The following is a 20,377-nucleotide window of genomic DNA, read 5'->3' on the forward strand; positions in this document are numbered from 1 at the left end:
ATGATAGAGCCTTGCTGACCGATTCTAGCGCGCCCCCCGAACAGTGGAATCGGGCCGGGATTCCCATATGCCGGGCGATCAGGTACACAATCAGGCTTCGGGGCAGCGCTCAGGCGTCTATTCCCCTACTTATGTAGCCATCCGGGCAGACAAGGCAGATGCCTCTCCATAACTGTCCGCATTCATCCTGTATCTGGAGCGCGAGGCCGTTGCCCCTATCTTCTTCCCATCCGCATACGCCTTCCTCTCTCATAGAAGGACAGGGAGAGGGTGCGCCCCTGTCCCGGCGGGAGGCCCGCAGGCAGGAAACACACGAAGCCCTTGTCAGTGCGGCTATGACCCTACTGGCCACGAAAGGCTTTGAAGAAACGACCACCGACGAGATCGCTCAGGTGGCGGGGGTCTCGCGGCGCACGTTATTTCGTTATTTTCCCACCAAGGCAGATATCGTCACGGCTTGGACACAGCAGATGACAGATGTCTTACGCGCCCATGTGGCCGGGTGCCCATCAGGCACCAGTCCGCAGGCAATGCTGTGTTCTGCACTGGAAGCCGTGGTGCCGCACATGGCGCAGACACCGCCCGAAGCCTATGCGTTTGTTTATCTGATTGAACGCACACCAGCACTCCTGCCTGTCAGCCTGCGCAAATACGCGCAGTGGGAGGACAGTCTGGCCGATGCTCTTTCGCACCACCTGACTGACCAGCCCGACAGCATGCTGGCCGCCCGCGTGGCGGCCCGTTCAGGCATTGCGGCGTTTCGCACCGCCATTGATGAATGGATACGCCTCAAGGGCCGCCAGCCACTGGTACCGATCATGCGCAAGGTCATGACCCTGCAAGCCAGTATTTTGCACGCTCCGTGAGCGTGCGCCCCCTCAGTCCAGACGGATCGAGGGTTTAACCAGAGCGTCAATCCAGTCTGCCAGACAGGACAGAAGCCCGCGATACAATCCGTACAGCTCTACCTGATGCTGACGATAGAGCATCAGATGCCCGATGCGTGCACTCAGCCCCTTGAGCATACCACCGCCGAAAACCGTCCCCCCCGGCAGGGTACCCCAACCATTATAATCGCCCAGAGCAACAATAGCCCCTTTGTTGCGGAAGACGCAGTTCGGCACATCCGTTCCATTGCGGATGAGTGCAGGCAGGTGGCGCGCGAGGTGGTGCGCCTGCTGCCGGGCAACCTGCGCCGTGGGGGGCAGCGGTTCGTCGCTAATGAACGAGCAGTCACCCATAGCGAAAATACGCTCGTCATCCACCGAGCGCAGATTGGGCTGCACAATGACCTGACCCGAGCGGTTGAGGCTCAGCCCGCCGAAACGGGTTGTCACCGTAGGCGCTTTCACGCCAGCAGCCCAGACACGCAGCGTAGCGGGAACGTAGCTTCCATCCTTGAGCATGAAGCCACCCGCATCAGCTCCGGAAACCTGCGCACCCGTGCGCACTTCCACCTTGATATGTTCAAGCTGCTTGCGGGCTGCCTCCGACACCTGCTCAGGGAACGCAGGCAGAATGCGCGCACCCGCTTCCAGCAGGGTTATCTTGAGCCGCGGCGGATTCCGCTCGAAGGAATACAGGCGCACGAGATCCAGCGCCTTGTGCAGTTCGGCCGCAAGCTGGGTACCTGTAGCACCGCCCCCGACAATGGCGATGTCCAGCTCCTTGTTGGCGGCAAACGCCTTGAGCAGCTCAAGGCGGAATTTTTCGTTAAACCCGTTCGCCTCGACCAGATTGTCGATAAACAGGCAATGCTCCGCAACCCCTGGCGTGCCGAAGTCATTGGCGCAGCTTCCGATGGCGAGCACCAGCGCATCGTATTCCACCGTGCGCTCTTCCAGCACCACCGTGCCATCCGTTGACTGAACTGGGCCGAGCACGGCCTTGCGGTTCTGGCGATCAACGGCAATGACCTCGCCGGGCCAGAAATCGAAATAGTGTCGGCTGGCCTGCGACATGAAGCTGATACGATTATTCTCATTCTGGACCGTGCCCGCTGCAAAACAGTGCAGCATGGGCTTCCAGACATGGGAGAAGCTCTTGTCTATCAGGGTAATGCGGGCCTCGCCGCGTTTACCGAGCGTTTCTCCCAGCCGGGTTGCCAGCGCCAACCCCGCGACACCACCACCAACAATGAGGATTTCTGATTTTGTCGCCATAGCCTGTTACAAATTCCGTTCAAGGGGCAGAGTCCAGAGGGCATGGCGGGTGGGGCACGCTCCTCCCCACCCGCCATGATGCAGCTCAGAAGAAGCCGAGCTTCTTTTCGCCGTAGCTAACCAGCAGGTTTTTTGTCTGCTGATAATGTTCGAGCACCATTTTGTGTGTCTCACGTCCGATACCAGACTTCTTGTAGCCGCCAAAGGCGGCGTGAGCCGGGTAGACATGATAGCAGTTGATCCACACACGCCCAGCCTCAAGACCGCGTCCCATACGGTAACATGTGTTGGCGTTACGCGACCACACGCCCGAACCCAGGCCGAACGGCGTGTCATTGGCAATGGCCAGTGCTTCTTCCTCGGTTTTGAAGGTCGTAACCGCCAGAACCGGCCCGAAGATTTCTTCCTGGAAGATACGCATCTTGTTATGGCCACGGAACACGGTCGGCTGCACAAAACAACCGTTGTTCAGGCTGCCTGCAAGATCAGGCTTACCACCGCCTACCAGCAGCTCGGCCCCTTCTTCCTTACCGATGGCAATATATTCGAGAATTTTCTCCTGCTGCATAACGGAGTTCTGGGCGCCCATCATGGTTTCAGGATCAAGCGGGTTGCCCTGCTGGATAGCCTTCACACGCGGCAGAACCCGCTCGATAAACCGGTCGTAGATGGATTCATGCACCAGTGCGCGGCTCGGACAGGAACAGATCTGCCCCTGATTGAGGGCGAACATGGTAAAGCCTTCAATCGCCTTATCCAGATAATCATCATCATGATCCATGATGTCGGCAAAGAAGATGTTGGGGGACTTGCCACCCAGCTCCAGCGTGGCCGGGATCAGGTTTTCAGCCGCCGCGTGGGCAATCATCTTGCCCGTGGGGGTGGAGCCGGTAAAGGCGATCTTGGCAATACGCGGGCTGGTGGACAGAGCAGCCCCCACATCGCGGCCCAGACCGTTTACGATATTGAGCGTGCCCGGCGGGAACAGATCACCAATCAGTTCCATCAGCACAAGCATGCTGGCGGGCGTGGTTTCGGCGGGCTTCATTACCACGCAGTTGCCTGCCGCCAGAGCTGGCGCCAGCTTCCATGACCCCATCAGCAGCGGGAAGTTCCACGGAATGATCTGCCCCACCACACCCAGCGGCTCGTGGAAATGATACGCGATGGTGGTATCGGTAATTTCGCTAAGCGTGCCTTCCTGCGCACGCAGGCACCCTGCGAAATAGCGGAAATGGTCGATCGCCAGAGGAATATCGGCAGCCAGCGTTTCGCGCACGGGCTTGCCGTTATCCCATGTCTCGGCCCGGGCCAGCAGGTCCAGATTGGCTTCCATCCGGTCAGCCGCCTTGAGCAGAATCGCGGAGCGCTCAGCTACGGACGTATGGGCCCAGCTTTTGAACGCCTTATGCGCGGCATCCAGCGCCAGCTCGATATCTTCAGCCGTGGACTGAGGCACTTCACACAACACGCGCCCGTCAATCGGGGTGGTGTTTTTCATGTAGGCCCCTTTTACGGGCGCACGCCACTCACCACCGATGTAGTTTTCATAACGGGATTTAAAGGGAGGTTCTTGAGTTACGGACACGGACAGGCTCCATTGCATGGATAATCTGACGGGGGAAACAGGACTAAATCAGGCCTGTTGTTCATATACGGTGATATACAGTCAAACCTGAGCAGACAATCGCCAATATCATCACATCAATGTGAATTTTGGCACTGAGTGTCATTTTTTTAAATGTCCTCCAAGGCTCTTACCGGGGGCGATCGTTCCAGCACCAGCCTGTCGCACAGGCGCGTTTTCAGCCAGTCCATAGCCATACCGCTCTGGCGCTTGCGGTGCCATACCACCGCCATCGGCACCTGCCGCCCTCCGGCATCAAATGCCAGTTCCGGCGTCACAATATCCGGTGCCGTGGTTGATGATGCCAGCACATGATCGGACACAAAAGCCCACCCGACCCCGTGCTTGACCATTTCCAGAATGACCCAGTGACTTTCCACCCACCAGACCTCACCCGCAACCCGCAAATGCTGTCGCTCGCGCTCCTGCCCGCGTGTGGCCACCAGAATCTGGCGATAGCGTTTGAGATCTTCCCATGAAACCGGCCCGCCCTGCGCCAGCGGATGATCGCGCCCGCACACCAACAACAATTGCGTCCGCCCGATTGTCCTGAACGACAGGTCAGGCGACATACGGCTTTGCTGCCACATCACGCCAAGCTGGGCCGTGCCTTCAAGCACCAGATGCCCGACATCCTCCATGAGGGGAAAAAGCAGTTCGACCTCAACATGAGGGAAAACCTTGGAAAATTCAGAAAAAATTGGGCCGAGCGCATATTCTGGGTAGAGTTCGTCCAGCGCCACCACCAGACGGCTTTCAACCCCATCTCCCATGGAGCGGGCAACCCCTATCAGGTGTTCGCGCCGTTCAAGCACCACCCGTGCCTCACGCAGGAGTCGCTCGCCCTCTGTGGTCAGTTGCGGCAACCGCCCGCTACGACTGAACAGCGTGACCCCCAGATCAATTTCCAGATTGGCCACATGCGTGCTGACAGCAGACTGTGCTCGCCCCAGATGGCGGGCCGCAGCCGAAAAGGAGCCGCTCTCCACAGTGGCAACAAAGGCTTCAAGCTGTTCGAGCGAGACATTCATCTATCTGTTTTCCAGATGGTTTCTATCTTTGTAAACCCAGAGAAAAAGATAGGTTGCGCCCATGTCAACACGAAACGGCGTCAATACACCATGAAACCTGCCCCCTCCGCTCCGGCTCCTACAGAAAAAACCAGCCACGGCCTGCGTACCGGTGCCGACCGCCTGCGTCATGTGCTGCTGTTCGAACTGGTGGCCCTGTCCATTGTCATTCCCTGTGGCAGCACTCTGTTTGGCCTGCATGAAAGTGCGATGGGCGTTATCGGTATCGGCAGCGCCATAACCGCCACGACATGGAATTTCTTCTACAACCTGCTGTTCGACCACATCATGCTGCGCTGGCACGGCACCACCCATAAAACAACGCTGACACGCGTTATCCATACTATTGGGTTTGAAGCCGGGTTGCAGGTCTTTCTCCTGCCCGCCATTGCGGCTTATTGCGGTCTGTCCATTCTGGCATCGTTGCCGCTTACGCTGTCACTGGCCGGGTTTTATCTGGTTTACGCGTTTTTGTTCAACCTGGCGTACGACCACCTCTTTCCTCTGCCTGTCTCCACGCCCACACTCTGCAAGGCCTGAAAACGCGCCGCCGGGTAGCCTATGGCAGTACGGCTGAAACACGCCGCTCCTGTGCCTGCAGGGCCGCCCGGGCCGTCATATGGGCCAGATTATTCCGTCCGCCCATCGCCTTGATCTTGCGATGCAGGGTAGAGCGACTGATCCCCAGCAGACTGGCCGCCGCTGTAACCCGGCCCTGACACATGGCCAGTGCGCCTTGCACAACGCCGCGTTCGGCCTCCTCAAAACCGGGAGATAACGCGGCTTCCGAGCCAAGATCAAAGCATACGGGGTGATTTTCCAGATCCCCCAACCCCGGCAGGCGGCGGGCCGCAAAAGTTGCCCCCACAATGGCGCGCGAGTCATCCAGCGCCACCATGGGCAAAGAAATACCCGAGCCTTCTCCCATCAGGATAACAGTCTGCGCGCGGAACGCCTCCAGAAAGCTGCGCCGCTCCAGACGGCGCGCCGCGTCAATCAGCACGGCTTCCATCATGGTGCTGATCCGCTCGGATGGGTCCGGCCGGGTTGAGCTCGCGTCCAGCGCACCTGCCAGTTGCCCGTCCGGCCCATAAAACGGCACGGCGGAACAGCTCAGGTAGCGCAGGTCCATGCTCCAGTGCTGCTCTCGATGCACCGTAACAGGCACCTGTTCAATAAGGCATGTGCCGATACCGTTCGTGCCAACACGCGCCTCGTTCCAGTTCGCGCCTGACCATAGGTGCCAACGGCGGCACCCTTTTTCCTGCGGGGCATCGCCCCTATGCGCCACCACAATACCCTGCGGGTCGGCCAGCAGCACATTGTAATCCAGCGTGGACACAATAGCCTGCAAGCGATCCAGCTCAGGATCGCATATCCGCATGGTCACCCCCATACGCGCCCGCGCCTGACGCAGTTCGGCAGCACACAGCAGGGTATCGAGAGAAATGGCGCTGGCAGGCAGACTGTAGTCATTGACACAGCGTAGCCATGATGGGCGCAACCGGGGGGATAATACCGCCAGTTGACTATCAGACACGGTAACACGGGTCATGCTGCGCGGCCTTTCCTGCCTCATTCACGTTGTTATATCATTCTACTTCCTTATATGTGTCATAACAGCGACAAATAAGCCCACGACGCGTCACATCCCTGTTACGTCCGTGCCGCAATGCCTTTACCGCCCTGCGGGCAAGATGTTCCCTTTGCGGACACGGCGGTGCAATACAGGCATTTTTTAAAAACACCGATTGCTCCGCCAGCCCTTTTCTTGATCCATCGCAAGATGGCAGGCCGGAGACAACACCATGCAGATCGCACGGGACATTCTTTTGCACTCCTATCGTTCGATGCGGACAATCCGCGAGTTCGAGGAACGGCTGCATACTGAATTCGCCACGGGAGAAATTCCCGGCTTTGTCCACCTCTATTGCGGCGAGGAAGCCTCGGCCGTAGGCGTTTGCGCCCATCTGGGAGAAAGCGACACCATCGCCAGCACACATCGCGGGCATGGCCACTGCATTGCCAAGGGCGTGGACGTTGAAGGCATGATGGCCGAAATCTACGGTCGCAGTACCGGCGTGTGCCGGGGCAAGGGTGGTTCCATGCATATTGCCGATCTGGCGCGGGGCATGCTGGGGGCCAATGGTATTGTAGGCGGCGGGCCTCCGCTGATCTGTGGGGCGGCCCTGTCGCACAAGCTGCTGAAGACCGATGGCGTTGCCGTAGCATTTTATGGCGATGGCGCCTCCAATGAAGGTACCACACTTGAAAGCCTGAATCTGGCCAGTGTGTGGAAGCTGCCCGCCGTGTTCGTATGCGAGGACAACGGCTACGGCGAGGCCACCGGCGCATCCTACGCCTGTGCAGGCACCCAGAAAGACCGGGCAGCCGGGTTTGGCATGCCGTATTTCGAGTGCGATGGCTCGGACTTTTTTGCCGTTTACGAAACAGCGGGAGAAGCCATAGCCCATGCCCGTTCGGGCAAGGGGCCCGTGATGCTGCATGTGCATCTGGCCCGCTGGTACGGCCATTTCGAAGGGGATGCCATGTCCTATCGCGCTAGCGATGAAGTGGCGCAGGCCCGCAAAGACCACGATTGCCTCAGTGCTTTCCGCACGCGCACCACGGGGGCAGGCCTGCTCGAAGGCGCCAGTCTGGACGATATCGACAGCGCTGTACGCACCCGGATTGAGGCCGCCGTACAGGCCGCCAAAGCAGCCCCCCTGCCCGAACAGGAAGACCTGATGCGCGATGTGTACGTTTCGTACTGATCCCACCGAATAAAACAGTTTTTAGAAAAACAGGAACAGTCCAATGTCAAAAAAGAGCTTTCGGCAGGCGATCAACGAAGCCCTGCGGCAGGAAATGCGGCGCGACCCGCGCGTAATCCTGATGGGCGAGGACGTGGCTGGCGGTCAGGGCGGCTCGTCCGGCGTAACGGACGCATGGGGCGGCGTGCTCGGTGTAACCAAAGGTCTTTACACCGAGTTCGGCCCTGAACGCGTGCTGGACACCCCCATTACCGAAGCCTCCTATATCGGGGCGGCGGCAGGGGCGGCAGCCACGGGCCTGCGCCCGGTGGCCGAGCTGATGTTTGTGGATTTTGTCGGCTGCTGTCTGGATCAGATCATGAATCAGGCGGCCAAGTTCCGCTACATGTTCGGGGGCAAGGCGCGCACGCCACTGGTTATCCGGGCCATGTATGGCGCGGGCTTTAACGCCGCCGCCCAGCACAGTCAGGCGCTTTACCCCATCTTCACCCATATTCCGGGGCTGAAAGTGGTGGTGCCGTCCTCTCCTTACGAAGCAAAAGGTCTGCTGATCGAGGCCATCCGCGATGATGATCCGGTCATCTTCCTTGAAAACAAGGTCATGTATGATGATGAGGAAGAAGTGCCCGACGAGGCCTACACCATCCCCTTTGGCGAGGCCAACCTGACGCGTGAGGGGAACGACGTCACCCTTGTGGCCTTTGGCCGCATGGTCGGCTTTGCCAACGAAGCGGCGGATCGGCTGGCAAAAGACGGCATTTCCTGCACGGTCATAGACCCGCGCACAACCTCGCCGCTGGATAGCGCCACCATTCTGGACTGTGTGGCCGATACGGGACGGCTTGTTATTGTTGATGAGTCCAGCCCGCGCTGCAACATGGCCACCGATGTCGCGGCCCTTGTGGCGGAAGAGGCGTTCGATGCCCTCAAGGCTCCGATCCGCCGGGTTACGCCGCCGCATACCCCCGTGCCTTTCGCCACCGTTCTCGAAAAACTTTACCTGCCCGATGTCGGACGGATCGAAGCGGCTGTCCGCTCCGTCATGGGGTACAAAGCCCGGCAGGAGGCCTGATCATGTCTGTTATCACTCCCATCACCATGCCCAAATTCGGTCTGGCCATGACCGAAGGTAAACTGGCCGGGTGGTCTGTCGCCCCCGGCAGCACGGTTTCGGCCGGGCAGGAAATTGCGGATATCGAAACCAGCAAAATTACCAACGGGTATGAAAGCCCGGCTTCGGGCGTGCTGCGCCGACAGGTTGCGGCAGAAGGTGAAACCCTGCCTGTAGGCGCCCTGATTGGCGTACTGGCCGAAGGCGGCACGAGTGACGCGGAAATTGATGCGTTTATCGAGCAGTTCCAGAGCGCGTTCAGCGATTCCGACACGCAGGGTGATGCGGATGCCGCACCCGCCCGACCTGTTCTGGTCGATGTGGACGGGCTGAGCCTGCAGGTGCAGGACATGGGACAGGGCAACGGGCTGCCTGTTCTGCTGATCCACGGCTTTGGCGGCGATTTGACGAACTGGCTGCTTAATCAGGATGTGCTGGCAGCACAGCGCCGGGTTATCGCCTTCGACCTGCCGGGGCATGGCGGCTCCACCAAACAGGTGGGCGATGGCACGCCAGCGGCCCTTGCCGCCATCACCGCACGCCTGCTTGAAACGCTGGGTATCGCGCGCGCCCACGTGGTGGGGCACTCACTGGGCGGCGCCATTGCGCTGGAACTGGCCCGCACCCACCCAGACAGGGTGGCCTCGCTCGGCCTGATTGCCCCCGCCGGGCTTGGGCCAGACATCAATATGGCGTTTATCGAAGGCTTTATTACCGCCGACCGACGTAAAACGCTTGAACCCGTGCTGGCGCTGCTGGTTAACGATCCTTCGCTGATTACCCGCAACATGGTGGAAGGGATCATCCGTTTCAAACGCCTCGATGGCGCTAGGCAGGGGCTTGAAACCATTGCTGCGGCCTGCTTCCCCAACGGCCAGCAAAAAGATGCCCTGCGCGATGTTCTGGCCTCATTCAGCGGCCCGGTTCAGGTGATCTGGGGCGAGGCCGACCAAATCCTGTCACCCGCAGCCGCACAGGGTCTGCCTGCTTCCATACCTGTCACGCTCCTGCCGCAGACAGGCCACATGCCGCAGATGGAAAAAGCAACACAGGTCAATGACCTGCTCGTAAGCGTGCTGCACGACACGCCCTGAACACCCTCTCTGGCTCCCGGCTCAGGCCCGTCCCGCTCCCGCTCAGGGAAGCCGGGCGGGCCTGCTCCATTTTGGGCTCCCCTGCCCGAAAAGCGTCCCTTTCCTGCCTGTTTTATATGGTGTGCTTATTCAACAGGAGGCTCTCTCATGAAACACGTATCCTTCATTCCCCTTGCCTTCGCCATGCTGCTTCTTTCGGGCTGCTATGGTGGGCCACGAGACCACCACCGGCACTGGCACGATGATCGCGGGCCGCCGCCCGGAGCTTGGCAGCAGCACCCACCCGGTGGCGGTGGTGACTGGAACAGGCCGCCGCCACCGCGCTGGTAATAACCGCCATGCCACAAAGAAAGGGGAAAGCGCCTTTACAGGGCCACACCAATGCCCTTTTCTGGCGTTACAACCCCCTGACATCACAAGGAGTTCCTATTTTATGAAACGCTTTATCGTAGCTTCGCTCATCATTGCAGCTTCTGGTCTCGTCGTGGCGGATGCCAACGCCCAGCTCCTGCCCTCCGCTAGCGAAATTGGCCAGAATGCCCTGAATTCAGCCAAGAACAGCGCTGAAACCTCGGCTCGCAACAGCGTCAATACCGCAACGGGCAATGTCACCAAGCGGGTTGAGCAGGAGCGTTCCAAATACACCACCGAACGCGACAAGGTGCAGAACAAGGTCAGCGCCGAGAAAGACCGTATCAACAACACCAAAAACGCCGTTCAGGATCTGACCCGCTCTCCGTTCTGAGCAAACCTGACACATTCGATAAAAAAGGGGGGAAGCCTGAGCTTCCCCCCTTTTTTTATAACAAACCCTTGCGGGTATGGTGGCTGTCTCAGGCGGCCTCGCTCGAAACAGCCTGAGCAACAGGGGCATGCACCCGCCCCGGCCGCAGCAGGGAAATGGCCAGCACCACCACAATATTCACGCCAAGCGACAACAGCCCGGTGGAAACATTGCCCGAAACAAACCCGAAGTTGATGGGGTGAATGGGCTTGAGACCATCCATCCAGCACAGCCCCAGCCCGACTACGGAACCAACAACCCAACCTGTCAGCATGGATGCTGTAGACAGGCGCAGGCGTGTCAGCCCCAGAATAAGGGCCGGGAAGGTCTGCAGAATGATAACGCCGCCCAGAAGCTGCAGATCAATGGCGAACTTGGCGTTCAGGAACAGCACGCACAGCAGCGCCCCCACCTTAACAATAAAGGCCGTGATCCGGCTGGCCATAACCGGGTTGGACTGGGCAGGCAGCAGGTTGCTGGTAACCAGATTGGCCGCACCAATTGCCATCACAGCGGCAGGCACCAGAGCACCCACAGCAATAGCCGCCAGACAGAAACCGGCAAACCATGCAGGAAACACCTTCTGGAACAGCATAGGCACAACAAGCGAGTTGTTGGTGGTCACGATACCCGCTGCATGCGCCATGTAGCCCAGCATCGCGATCAGACCGAGCACAATGGTGTAAACCGGCAGGTAAACCGCATTCTGGCGGATCGTATCAGCCGAACGGGAGGCCAGAATGCCCGTAAGCGTATGCGGGTACAGGAACGCCGCAAGAGCCGAAGACAGCGCCAGCGTGGCATAAGGCAGACCCTGCCCCGCCTTCAGCACCGCTTCATGCGGAGCGACATTGGAGAACAGTGCCGCATAACCACCCGTGTGCATGGGAATGACCGTAACCGCCACCAGAACCGCGATATAGATCATGATATCCTTGATGAAGGCTGTCAGCGCGGGAGCGTGCAGGCCACCCATCCACGTATAGGCCGCCAGCGACAGGAAGGCGATAATCAGCGGCAGGTCGCCCGGCAGGCCAAGCGACTGCACAACGGTACGGATACCGATAAGCTGCAGCGCGATATACGGCATAACCGCGACAAGGCCTGTCAGCGCCACGATCACTTCCAGCGGGCGGCTGTTAAAGCGCGCACGCACAATGTCCGCCGCCGTGGAATGGCCGCCATCATGGGCGATTTTCCACAGTTTGGGCATGACCAGAAAAATGAACGGGTACACAATAATCGTGTACGGCAGGGCAAAGAAGCCATAAGCCCCTACTGCGTACACCAATGCAGGCACCGCAATAACGGTATAGGCGGTGTAAAAGTCACCCCCTACCAGAAACCACGTAACCCACGGGCCGAACCCACGGCCACCCAGCCCCCATTCCTCCTGCGCGTTGCTGCCATGGCTATGGCTGCGGAGCAGGCGGCGGATAACCTGAATGGATGAACCGATGATGATGGTTGCGGCAAAAAAGACGATAAAGACGCCAAGCGCCCACGGATTAATGTCGCTCATGCGTCATGCCCTTTTTTCCAGACGATCCAAATGATGACCGACGTCACCGGCACCCAGGCGAACTGGTACCAATAGAAAAAGGGAAAGCCGAACAGAACCGGGTCGGCCCTGTCGTAGAGCGGCATCCACAGCAGCCCCACAAAGGGCAGCAACAGCAGCAGGTTGAGATATTTCATTACAAAAAATCGCTTCTTTTTGTTTTTTTCGTGCGTGACAGGAGAGGAATGACGCAACACACCGTCTTCTGTCAATCACGCTCGCTGCATTTTACGACAGACATGCAAGCTTTGTTGCTTTTGCATCCCAGTTATGTCCTGTTATAACAGCAATGTGAGAGGACACACCCAAAAAAGGGCGGTTTTCCAAGGCTTGCAGCCCGATGATACAGAACCCGCAGAGCGGCTTGTTCATCATTATTTTCGGTAGGTTACAGGCCCAGATCACGCAATCGACCGGCGGGGAGTGGATTCGCTCTCCCCGCTAAGGCGCAACGCAGGCCCATGCGCCCCCGGTGGGGGCTGGCTCGCACAAGGCGAGCCGGTTCAGATCAGCGGAGACCGTCAACCTTGCGGTGCTGAAGCACCTTGTTCAGCTTATCGCTATAAGCGCGATAGCTCCCTTCGGGCGCACACCCCATTTCCTCCAGATCCTCCATGTCCGCGCCATAGTTGATCCACTGGTTGACCTCACGGAAATCAAGGGCTGCGGGAATATCGCGACCTTCAAACACAATCGGGCCATCGCTGCCTTCAAGCGCACCAAACTGCATGAAGCTGCCCTCCGATGGCGGAGAAGCCGGGTCGGTGCTGACTTCGCCGCACAGAACCTGCTTTTTTTCTACCGTTTCATGCACGCTCAGGTGGCGCACCGCAGCATGCTTGTCCTGCGCACGACTGACTAGCGCCTTGAGCGAGGAGGAGACAAACGGTGTAGGCGCCTTGGGCATGCTGCCATCCACGACCGTCTGGCCCGAGGCAGTCGTAACCAAACCAAGACCGGCGGTGCCAAAGACGCCCAGTCCGGGCAGGATGGCGCACAGGGCCAGGAAACGTTTCATGTGGCAGTTCCTTCTCTTGATTCGGTCCGCCTATTCGGTAGCGGTTTCATGTTACGGCGTAAACGGCAGGGCGGTGTGAGCATAAGGAGTAATGCCGCCGCAGGTCAGGCGGCCTCCTCTCTGCGGGGCAGGCACGCCCGTTGTAGCGGGCAGGGAAAGCGGCAAGCCGCGCAGGCTACGCACAGCCAGAAAGCCAAAGCACTCAGCCTCCAGCGCATCGCCTTTCCAGCCCAGCGCCTCCACGGGCCGCACAGGGGCGGGCAGAGCAGCCGCCAGTGCGTGCATCAGCGCTGGATTATGCCGCCCGCCACCGCAGACAAACCAGACGGCTGGCTGTTCGGGCAACGGTGTTCGGGCCACGGCCTGTGCGCTCAGGGCTGTCAGGGTCGCCGCGCCATCCTCTGGCCCCAGCCCTTCCAGCAAGGCCAAAGCCGCGTGAAAACTCAGCCGATCGAGCGATTTGGGAGCAGGCCGCGCAAAAAACGGGTGCGCCAGCATGGCCTCCAGCACGGTGGACACCACTCGCCCCTTCCGGGCCAGTGCTCCATCCTGATCAAACGGCCGTCCTGTATGGCGCATGGCCCAGTCATCAAGCAGGGCGTTACCCGGCCCGGTATCACAGGCCAGCACTGCGCCATTTGACTGCACAAGGGTCATATTGGCGACCCCGCCCAGATTAAGCACGGCTACAGGCCGGGCCTGCCCAGCCAGAAGGGCGGCATGGTACAAAGGCACCAGTGGTGCGCCCTCCCCTCCGGCGGCAACATCCGCGCTCCGAAAATCATGGATAACGGGCAGGTCTGTCAGGGTGGATAACAGGGCGGCATCGCCAATCTGCCATGTGCGCCCGGCCTGCCCTGCGGCAAGGCTTGCTGGCGCGTGCAGGATGGTCTGCCCGTGAAAACCGATAAGCTCCGCAGGCATAGCCGGGGCCAGTGCGCGAAGCTGTTGCACGGCCTCACCATGCGCGAGGGTGAGTGCGCGTGTCGCTTCAATCAGCGCCGGATCGGTGGCGGTCAGGGTCGGGGCGCGGTCAAGCAGCGCACGCAGGCGGGCGCGTAGCTCTGGCGGGTATGGCTGTGTCAGGGCAGGCCCGTGCGCCAGAACCCGCTCTCCATCGGTACGCAGCAGGGCGGCATCCACCCCGTCCAACGATGTGCCACTCATCAGCCCGATAACATTCACCGGGCGCCCACCCTGCACGGAAGCACTCATGCCCGCATCAAGGTGCGGGTACGGCGGTATCCAACGCCGGTCGCACCTGCCCGGAACCGACCTGCCACAACACAACCCTATCGCCATGCGGGCCAGACACATGCAGGGCCACCAGACCGTCCTGCACACGGGTTAAGCCCAAAAGGTGCTCCCCCTCCCCCAGAGGCAGGTGTACCGGCGGCACCTCAGGCCCTGTGGCAAGCGACGGCACCTTGCTGATGGCTGGAGCGGATGGCGCCTCAACCAGCGGCACGCCGGGCGGCGCATGGTGGCCGCCGCCGTTCATGCGGTGCATGATAACCCCGATCAGAAAAGCCGTACCCACAACAATCAGCACACCCATGCCAATCACCGCAGCCAGCAACGCACGCGGTGTACGGTATTCGGATGGGGCTTGGTTATGATCCTGTGTCATGCTTACGCGCCCAACCCCGCCGCCGCGCCAAGGGCGATACGGCGTTTCATTTCCACCACCACAGCCGCCAGACCGTCGAATATGGCCTGACCGATCAGAAAATGGCCGATATTCAATTCTCTCAGCCCCGCAATGGCGGCAACAGGGCCAACATTCTCATATGTCAGGCCATGCCCTGCATGTACTTCCAGCCCAAGGGCCAGCGCCTGCCGGGCAGCAGCCTGCAGGCGCTCAAGCTCTCCCGCGCGGCCCTCGGCATACGCCCCGGTATGCAACTCCACCACCTGTGCGCCCATACGCGCGGCGGCTTCAATCTGCGCGGGGGCAGGATCAACAAACAAGGACACCCGCACGCCAGCAGCGGCCAGCTTGCGCACGGGAACGGCCAGAGCCGCCTCATGCCCCGCCACGTCCAGCCCGCCTTCGGTTGTCAGTTCCTCGCGCCGTTCAGGCACGATGCAGCAGGCATGGGGCAGCAGATCGAGGGCAATGGCCAGCATTTCATCCGTAGCCGCCATTTCCATATTGAGCGGCGCGCTCAGGTCATGCCGCAGGCGGCGCAGATCGGCATCGCGGATATGGCGACGATCTTCACGCAGATGCGCGGTAATGCCGTCCGCTCCGGCCTGCACGGCCAGACGCGCGGCCTCTACCGGATCAGGATAAGCGCCGCCGCGCGCGTTACGCACCGTGGCGACATGATCAATATTGACCCCCAGCCGTATTGCCGCTGTCATGCCGTCTTCCTTCCCTCTGCCGTCTGCCTGTTCCGTACCAGCCTGCCCGCCAGTTGCAGGGCGCATACGAGGCTGGTCGGGTCTGCCCTGTTTTGCCCTGCCCTGTCAAAAGCGGTGCCATGATCGGGCGAGGTGCGGACAATAGGCAGGCCCAGCGTTACATTCACGCCCTGCGCCATATCCAGTGTCTTAAGCGGGATAAGGCCCTGATCATGATACATGCACAGGGCCACATCGTACCCGGCACGCGCCTGAGGGGTAAACAGGGTGTCTGGCGGCATGGGGCCAGCGACGTCATAGCCCTCAGCCCGCAGGGTTTCGATTGCGGGGATAATAATCCGCAGTTCCTCATCCCCCATCAGGCCATTTTCACCCGCGTGGGGGTTCAACCCCGCCACAGCCAGACGGGGTGCATGCTCCAGCCCGAAATCCCGCTCAAGCCCGGCGGCCACCGTGCGGGCTGTCTCGACAATACGCTCCGCCGTCAACTGCTCGATAGCCTTGCGGAGTGCGACATGCACGGTCACAGGCACCACCCGCAACGACGGCCCGGCCAGCATCATGACTTCGCGCCCTTCCGCCCCGCAGAGTTCAGCCAGAAAACTGGTATGGCCCGGATGTGTAAAATCCGGCCCCTGCACCACATCCTTGCTGATAGGGTTGGTTACCACCGCATCCGCCGCCCCCTGTTGCACAAGCAAGACCGCCCGGCGGATACTCTCGAGTATGGTGGCCGCATTGCGCCGGTCTGGCTGACCGGGCACGGCTGGCACCGCAAGAGACAGGGGCAGAACCGGCAGAGCCTGCGCAAACACACAGGCCGCCTGCGCCAGGTCGTGCACAATGCGCAGCGGCACCAGCCCCTCCAGCAGGGCGGGGTCTCCTACCCAGACAAAGGCAGGCCCCTGCTCACGCAGGGCGTGCCAGGCTTTTGCGGTAATTTCCGGCGCAATCCCCGCAGGGTCGCCCTGTGTCAGAACCAGCATTTCAGGGTCCGCATGAAAGGCCACCGCCAACAGGCGGGACAGATTGACGTTCGGGCCACAAAACCCCAGAAACATCAGGCCGTAAAGGTGCCGCCCGCTCCGGCCTGCTGGAACAGGCGACAACTGACTGGTGCATTTTCTGCCCCATGCCAGCATGGAACTGATAGTGTGGGCGCAACGGAACGAACGGGAAGGCCCATCTGTTCTTTCCGTTTGTTCTTTCCGGGCGATAAGGCTACCAGAACTCCATGATCAGGTTGATACTTGTTGTGCCGTTCCTGCTGGTTCTCGTGGCGTTCACCGCCAGTAATCAGGACCCGCTGGACATGTGGCTGCTCACCTATAGCTGGAAAACCTCTGCGGGCGTGCTCGCACTCAGCGTGGCGTGCATTGCCTTCCTGCTGGGCGCGTTCTGCCTGTGGGTAGTCGAACTGCGCCAGCGCCGCCGTGCCCGCAAGGCCGAGCAGCATGTACGCGAACTCGAAACCCAGCTTGCCCAGGCACAGGCGGCACTGGCCATGCCCATGCGCATGGAGCCCACGCTGGCAGGCACACCGCATAGCCCCCTCCCCGAACTGGAAAACGAACGGAACCCCCATGTCTGATACGCCGCGCTCTACAAAACTCATCGTGGCGCTGGATACACAGGACACCACACAAGCCCGGCAATGGGCCGCGGAACTGGGTGGCCATGTGGACATGATCAAACTGGGGCTGGAATTCGCCTATGCAGCAGGGTTCGATGCGGTCTCTGAGGTTGCAGGCACCCAACCGCTGTTTCTTGACCTGAAGCTGCACGACATTCCCAATACCGTGGCATCAGCCGTGCGCTCGCTATCCCGCCTGCGCCCGCGCCTGCTGACGCTCCATGCCAGCGGTGGCCGCGCCATGATGCAGGCCGCCCGCGCGGCCTGCGACGAGGCTTTTCCGGCGGACGCCCGCCCCGAACTGCTGGCTGTAACGGTTCTGACCAGCCTTGATGATGCCGGGCTTGCTGAAACCGGTGTCAGCGGTGGCACGCGCGACCAAGTGCTCCGGCTTGGTGCGCTGGCGATGGACTCCGGCATGGATGGTCTGGTCTGCTCCGCGCATGAGCTGGGGCTGCTGCGTCAGGAACTGGGGGCAAAACCCGTGCTGGTTACGCCCGGCATCCGCCCCGCCGGGAGCGATCAGGGCGACCAGAAACGGATTATGACCCCCGCTCAGGCGCGTGACGCCGGGGCGGACTGGATTGTTGTGGGCCGCCCCATTACCCGCGCGGCAGACCCCGCAGCAGCAGCAGCGGCTATTGCGGCTGAACTGGCGGGCTGACATGAGCCGCCCCCCGCAGAATAACTACGCGCATACGCCTGTTGGCGTAAAAATCTGCGGGCTGACAGAACCCGCAGGCTTTGACGCCTGCGTGACACACGGTGCGGACTGGATCGGGTTTGTTTTTTTTGAACGCTCACCCCGGTTTGTCACGCCTGAACAGGCAGCCACCCTGTCCCGCCGCACGGTTGGCGGGCCTGAGCGTGTCGGCCTGTTTGTAGAGCCGGATGACGCCCTCATAGAAAACACCCTGCGGCATGTCCCTCTCGATATTCTACAGATTTATGCCACCGATGAACGCGCCCGGTTTATCCGGCAACGTTTTGGCCTGCCTGTCTGGCTTTCCCGCCCGGTCGCCACACAGGCCGACCTGCCCGCCACCTGCCCGGTCGAGCGTATTCTGATCGAACCACGCCCGCCCAAAACAGCCACACGACCGGGCGGCAATGCCCAGCGCCTTGACTGGTCACTGCTGCAAGACTGGCAGCCCTCTTATAACTGGATGCTGGCTGGTGGACTGAATGTGGAGACCGTCGAACAGGCTATCCGCACAACGCGGGCACCGGCGGTGGATGTCTCATCCGGCGTGGAACAGGCCCCCGGGATCAAGGACCCTGAGGCGATTGCGCGCTTTATCGCCCATGCCCGAAGCGCTGGCGCACCATAAAAGCCGAAGAAATATCAAAAAAACGTCCCGGCAGGCGCTTTCCCTCTTGCCTGCCGCCGTAATCTTGCTATTACCTCTCTCGCGCTGGAGAGATGGCCGAGCGGCTTAAGGCGCACGCTTGGAAAGCGTGTGTACGTTAATAGCGTACCGAGGGTTCGAATCCCTCTCTCTCCGCCACCCCACTTAAGTGGTTGATTTTACAGCAAAAAATTTTTGGCTTCCCGCTGTGTGATACAGTCATGTGTTACAGAGGCGACAAAGATTTTGGCTACTCCCTACATGCTTCGAAGACACCAAAACTGGTATCTCCGGTTGAGGGGTCCTGCTGACCTCAGACCTGTCCTTGGGCAACATTTTGTCCGGACTCTGAAAACCCATGATAGAATGACAGCCAGAAACAGGGCTGTAGCTCTGGTCGCTACACTGTCAAATATCTGGAACGACATGCGTCAGAAGCTCGCTCAAGCCATTACAGCCTACAGAGATGAACAGATTACGGCTTCTGATCTGAAAGACTTCCTGACACGTCATCAGGAGGAAATCAGCCAGCTACCGGAAAATGACATCAAGGCTGTTGCTGAGTGGATGAAAGCCCGCATTGGCCTGCTGGAACATGACGTTCGCAAAGACAGGGAACATCTGGAACACCTGACAATCCTGACTGACGCATGGCAGGAAGCACACAGCAAAGGTGTTACCGAAGGGCTGGAAAGAGCCATCAAACTTGGTGGTGTGGCAAGTCCTGCTCCTGTTGCTTCTGTGACTGAGGAAACAGCAGAATCAGACACCTATTCCATGACACCATGGCCGGACCTTGTTGAAGAATTTTTTCGGGACCATCCCGGCTACAGCAGAAAAACCATCTCAGCCTATAACACCACGATGAAGCAGGTGCTTGCTGTCATTGGTCGCAAACCCATGCGGGATATGACCAAGGCTGACGTGAAACGCTATGCAGACCATCTGCGCGACACTCCAGGTCGGGATGGACAGGTTCGCAAGACGAAAACTATTGAACGTCAGATGTCAGAAATCCGCACCTTCATGGCTTGGGCTGTGTCCTGTGGGTATGTTGCGGACAGGGGCTTTGCTGATGTCAAAGGTCGCGGAAGAACCCTGGAGGAAAAACAGCTACGTCAGGAGGATATTCGCAGGGCTTTCACCTCTGATGAATTGAAGCGATTCTTCAACACGCCTCTGTTCCTTGGAAGCAAGTCTTCGACCATGCGAGCTTCACCAGGGAATTATAGACACAGGGATCATGATTTCTGGTTTATGATGATTATGGCCCTGACAGGTGCGCGAGATGCTGAAATTGCTTACGCATCGTCTGACCTCTATTACCTGAAAGATATTCCCTGCATCGATTTGCGGAAGTCTGGCACCAAGACCCAGAACAGCCCCCGTCTGTTTCCTGTCCTTCCCCAACTGCAACAGGTTGGATTTCTGGAATGGGCTAAAAGACAGAAAGCCAAAGGCCGGAGTCTTGTGGAAAGCCCCACTGGTGTCATTTCTGTGGATGCGTGGTCCAAACGTGGGAATCGTTATCTCCGACAGGTAGGATATACCGATAAAGCGTTGGTCTTGTATTCCTTCAGACATACCTTCCGGCAGGTTCTCCGGACGTCCGGCTTACATCCAGAAATTGTAAATCGCATTTTTGGGCATGAGACGGGAGAGGTAGGGTCTGGCTATGGTTCCAACCTCTCATATGAAGAAGCTAAACTGTTTATGGACAAGGTGAAATACCCTGTCTTCCTTGACCATCTGGCTGACCGGAATGGGACATTCCTCTGGTAGTGCAGTTCTTGATTTTTAGCGTTCAACGCCTAAATTTTACCTTAC

Annotated in this window: 22 protein-coding genes, 1 tRNA gene and 1 pseudogene; 13 read left to right on the forward strand and 11 right to left on the reverse strand. The window is 59.6% G+C overall.

Annotated features, from left to right (window positions below; translation table 11 throughout):
• The first annotated feature begins 209 nt into the window (after positions 1-209).
• A complete protein-coding gene (locus tag J2D75_RS13105) occupies positions 210-866 on the forward strand; it encodes a TetR family transcriptional regulator (protein WP_243428759.1) in 657 nt (218 codons plus the stop codon).
• A gap of 12 nt (positions 867-878) precedes the next feature.
• Here the strand turns inward: J2D75_RS13105 and J2D75_RS13110 are convergent, their stop codons facing one another.
• The 3 genes from J2D75_RS13110 to J2D75_RS13120 form a co-directional block, all read right to left on the reverse strand.
• A complete protein-coding gene (locus tag J2D75_RS13110; RefSeq protein ID WP_207855269.1) occupies positions 879-2,162 on the reverse strand; it encodes an NAD(P)/FAD-dependent oxidoreductase in 1,284 nt (427 codons plus the stop codon).
• An 85-nt stretch (positions 2,163-2,247) separates the two neighbouring features.
• Positions 2,248-3,768: an aldehyde dehydrogenase family protein gene (locus J2D75_RS13115; protein WP_207855270.1), complete on the reverse strand. Its 1,521-nt coding sequence runs from the start codon at positions 3,766-3,768 to the stop codon at positions 2,248-2,250.
• A gap of 131 nt (positions 3,769-3,899) precedes the next feature.
• Complete coding sequence (locus tag J2D75_RS13120; RefSeq protein ID WP_207855271.1) at positions 3,900-4,820, reverse strand: LysR family transcriptional regulator; 921 nt, start codon at positions 4,818-4,820, stop codon at positions 3,900-3,902.
• 90 nt (positions 4,821-4,910) lie between these two features.
• Between J2D75_RS13120 and J2D75_RS13125 the strand changes: the two genes are divergently transcribed.
• A complete protein-coding gene (locus J2D75_RS13125; protein WP_243428760.1) occupies positions 4,911-5,399 on the forward strand; it encodes a PACE efflux transporter in 489 nt (162 codons plus the stop codon).
• A 19-nt stretch (positions 5,400-5,418) separates the two neighbouring features.
• On the opposite strand, the gene J2D75_RS13130 is transcribed toward J2D75_RS13125, so the two are convergent.
• Positions 5,419-6,414, reverse strand: coding sequence for a helix-turn-helix domain-containing protein (locus tag J2D75_RS13130; protein WP_243428761.1), 996 nt, complete (start codon positions 6,412-6,414; stop codon positions 5,419-5,421).
• Positions 6,415-6,667: 253 nt separating this feature from the next.
• Between J2D75_RS13130 and J2D75_RS13135 the strand changes: the two genes are divergently transcribed.
• From J2D75_RS13135 to J2D75_RS13155, 5 genes are all read left to right on the forward strand, one after another.
• Positions 6,668-7,633, forward strand: coding sequence for a thiamine pyrophosphate-dependent dehydrogenase E1 component subunit alpha (locus J2D75_RS13135; protein WP_207855273.1), 966 nt, complete (start codon positions 6,668-6,670; stop codon positions 7,631-7,633).
• 43 nt (positions 7,634-7,676) lie between these two features.
• Positions 7,677-8,705 (forward strand): alpha-ketoacid dehydrogenase subunit beta, encoded by a 1,029-nt coding sequence (locus tag J2D75_RS13140; RefSeq protein WP_207855274.1) that lies wholly within the window; start codon positions 7,677-7,679, stop codon positions 8,703-8,705.
• The gene (locus tag J2D75_RS13145; RefSeq protein WP_207855287.1) at positions 8,705-9,838 is read left to right on the forward strand and encodes an acetoin dehydrogenase dihydrolipoyllysine-residue acetyltransferase subunit; all 1,134 of its coding nucleotides are present in this window, start codon (positions 8,705-8,707) and stop codon (positions 9,836-9,838) included. Before J2D75_RS13140 ends, J2D75_RS13145 begins: the two co-directional genes overlap by 1 nt.
• A gap of 147 nt (positions 9,839-9,985) precedes the next feature.
• Positions 9,986-10,168, forward strand: coding sequence for a hypothetical protein (locus tag J2D75_RS13150; protein ID WP_207855275.1), 183 nt, complete (start codon positions 9,986-9,988; stop codon positions 10,166-10,168).
• Between the two features lie 103 nt (positions 10,169-10,271).
• Entirely contained in the window at positions 10,272-10,583 is a 312-nt protein-coding gene (locus J2D75_RS13155) for a hypothetical protein (protein ID WP_207855276.1), read from the forward strand.
• Positions 10,584-10,671: 88 nt separating this feature from the next.
• On the opposite strand, the gene J2D75_RS13160 is transcribed toward J2D75_RS13155, so the two are convergent.
• From J2D75_RS13160 to pdxA, 7 genes are all read right to left on the reverse strand, one after another.
• On the reverse strand, positions 10,672-12,144 hold the full coding sequence (locus tag J2D75_RS13160) for a sodium:solute symporter family protein (RefSeq protein WP_207855277.1): 1,473 nt from the start codon (positions 12,142-12,144) through the stop codon (positions 10,672-10,674).
• Positions 12,141-12,320, reverse strand: a complete 180-nt coding sequence (locus J2D75_RS13165) for a DUF3311 domain-containing protein (RefSeq protein ID WP_207855288.1) — start codon at positions 12,318-12,320, stop codon at positions 12,141-12,143. The genes J2D75_RS13160 and J2D75_RS13165 overlap by 4 nt, the downstream gene beginning before the upstream one ends.
• Before the next feature lie 371 nt (positions 12,321-12,691).
• A complete protein-coding gene (locus J2D75_RS13170) occupies positions 12,692-13,201 on the reverse strand; it encodes a hypothetical protein (protein ID WP_207855278.1) in 510 nt (169 codons plus the stop codon).
• A gap of 51 nt (positions 13,202-13,252) precedes the next feature.
• Complete coding sequence (locus J2D75_RS13175) at positions 13,253-14,416, reverse strand: anhydro-N-acetylmuramic acid kinase (protein WP_207855279.1); 1,164 nt, start codon at positions 14,414-14,416, stop codon at positions 13,253-13,255.
• A 7-nt stretch (positions 14,417-14,423) separates the two neighbouring features.
• On the reverse strand, positions 14,424-14,831 hold the full coding sequence (locus J2D75_RS13180; RefSeq protein WP_207855280.1) for a hypothetical protein: 408 nt from the start codon (positions 14,829-14,831) through the stop codon (positions 14,424-14,426).
• A 2-nt stretch (positions 14,832-14,833) separates the two neighbouring features.
• Positions 14,834-15,568, reverse strand: coding sequence for a pyridoxine 5'-phosphate synthase (locus J2D75_RS13185; protein WP_207855281.1), 735 nt, complete (start codon positions 15,566-15,568; stop codon positions 14,834-14,836).
• A complete protein-coding gene (pdxA, locus tag J2D75_RS13190) occupies positions 15,565-16,554 on the reverse strand; it encodes a 4-hydroxythreonine-4-phosphate dehydrogenase PdxA (protein ID WP_207855289.1) in 990 nt (329 codons plus the stop codon). Before pdxA ends, J2D75_RS13185 begins: the two co-directional genes overlap by 4 nt.
• Positions 16,555-16,802: 248 nt before the next feature.
• Between pdxA and J2D75_RS13195 the strand changes: the two genes are divergently transcribed.
• The 6 genes and pseudogenes from J2D75_RS13195 to J2D75_RS13215 all read left to right on the forward strand — a co-directional run bounded on the left by J2D75_RS13195 (position 16,803) and on the right by J2D75_RS13215 (position 20,332).
• Positions 16,803-17,159, forward strand: a complete 357-nt coding sequence (locus tag J2D75_RS13195) for a LapA family protein (RefSeq protein ID WP_207855282.1) — start codon at positions 16,803-16,805, stop codon at positions 17,157-17,159.
• Positions 17,152-17,865: an orotidine-5'-phosphate decarboxylase gene (pyrF, locus tag J2D75_RS13200; RefSeq protein WP_207855283.1), complete on the forward strand. Its 714-nt coding sequence runs from the start codon at positions 17,152-17,154 to the stop codon at positions 17,863-17,865. The genes J2D75_RS13195 and pyrF overlap by 8 nt, the downstream gene beginning before the upstream one ends.
• Before the next feature lies 1 nt (position 17,866).
• Positions 17,867-18,532 (forward strand): phosphoribosylanthranilate isomerase, encoded by a 666-nt coding sequence (locus tag J2D75_RS13205; protein ID WP_207855284.1) that lies wholly within the window; start codon positions 17,867-17,869, stop codon positions 18,530-18,532.
• An 86-nt stretch (positions 18,533-18,618) separates the two neighbouring features.
• A tRNA-Ser gene (locus tag J2D75_RS13210) sits at positions 18,619-18,709 on the forward strand.
• Between the two features lie 102 nt (positions 18,710-18,811).
• Positions 18,812-18,973 (forward strand): annotated as a pseudogene (locus tag J2D75_RS14705) (DUF6538 domain-containing protein); the annotation flags it as partial.
• 3 nt (positions 18,974-18,976) lie between these two features.
• Positions 18,977-20,332 (forward strand): site-specific integrase, encoded by a 1,356-nt coding sequence (locus tag J2D75_RS13215; protein ID WP_207855285.1) that lies wholly within the window; start codon positions 18,977-18,979, stop codon positions 20,330-20,332.
• The last annotated feature ends 45 nt before the right edge of the window (positions 20,333-20,377 follow it).

Origin of the sequence: Acetobacter suratthaniensis, from assembly GCF_017377745.1 — a bacterium.
Lineage (GTDB): Bacteria > Pseudomonadota > Alphaproteobacteria > Acetobacterales > Acetobacteraceae > Acetobacter > Acetobacter suratthaniensis.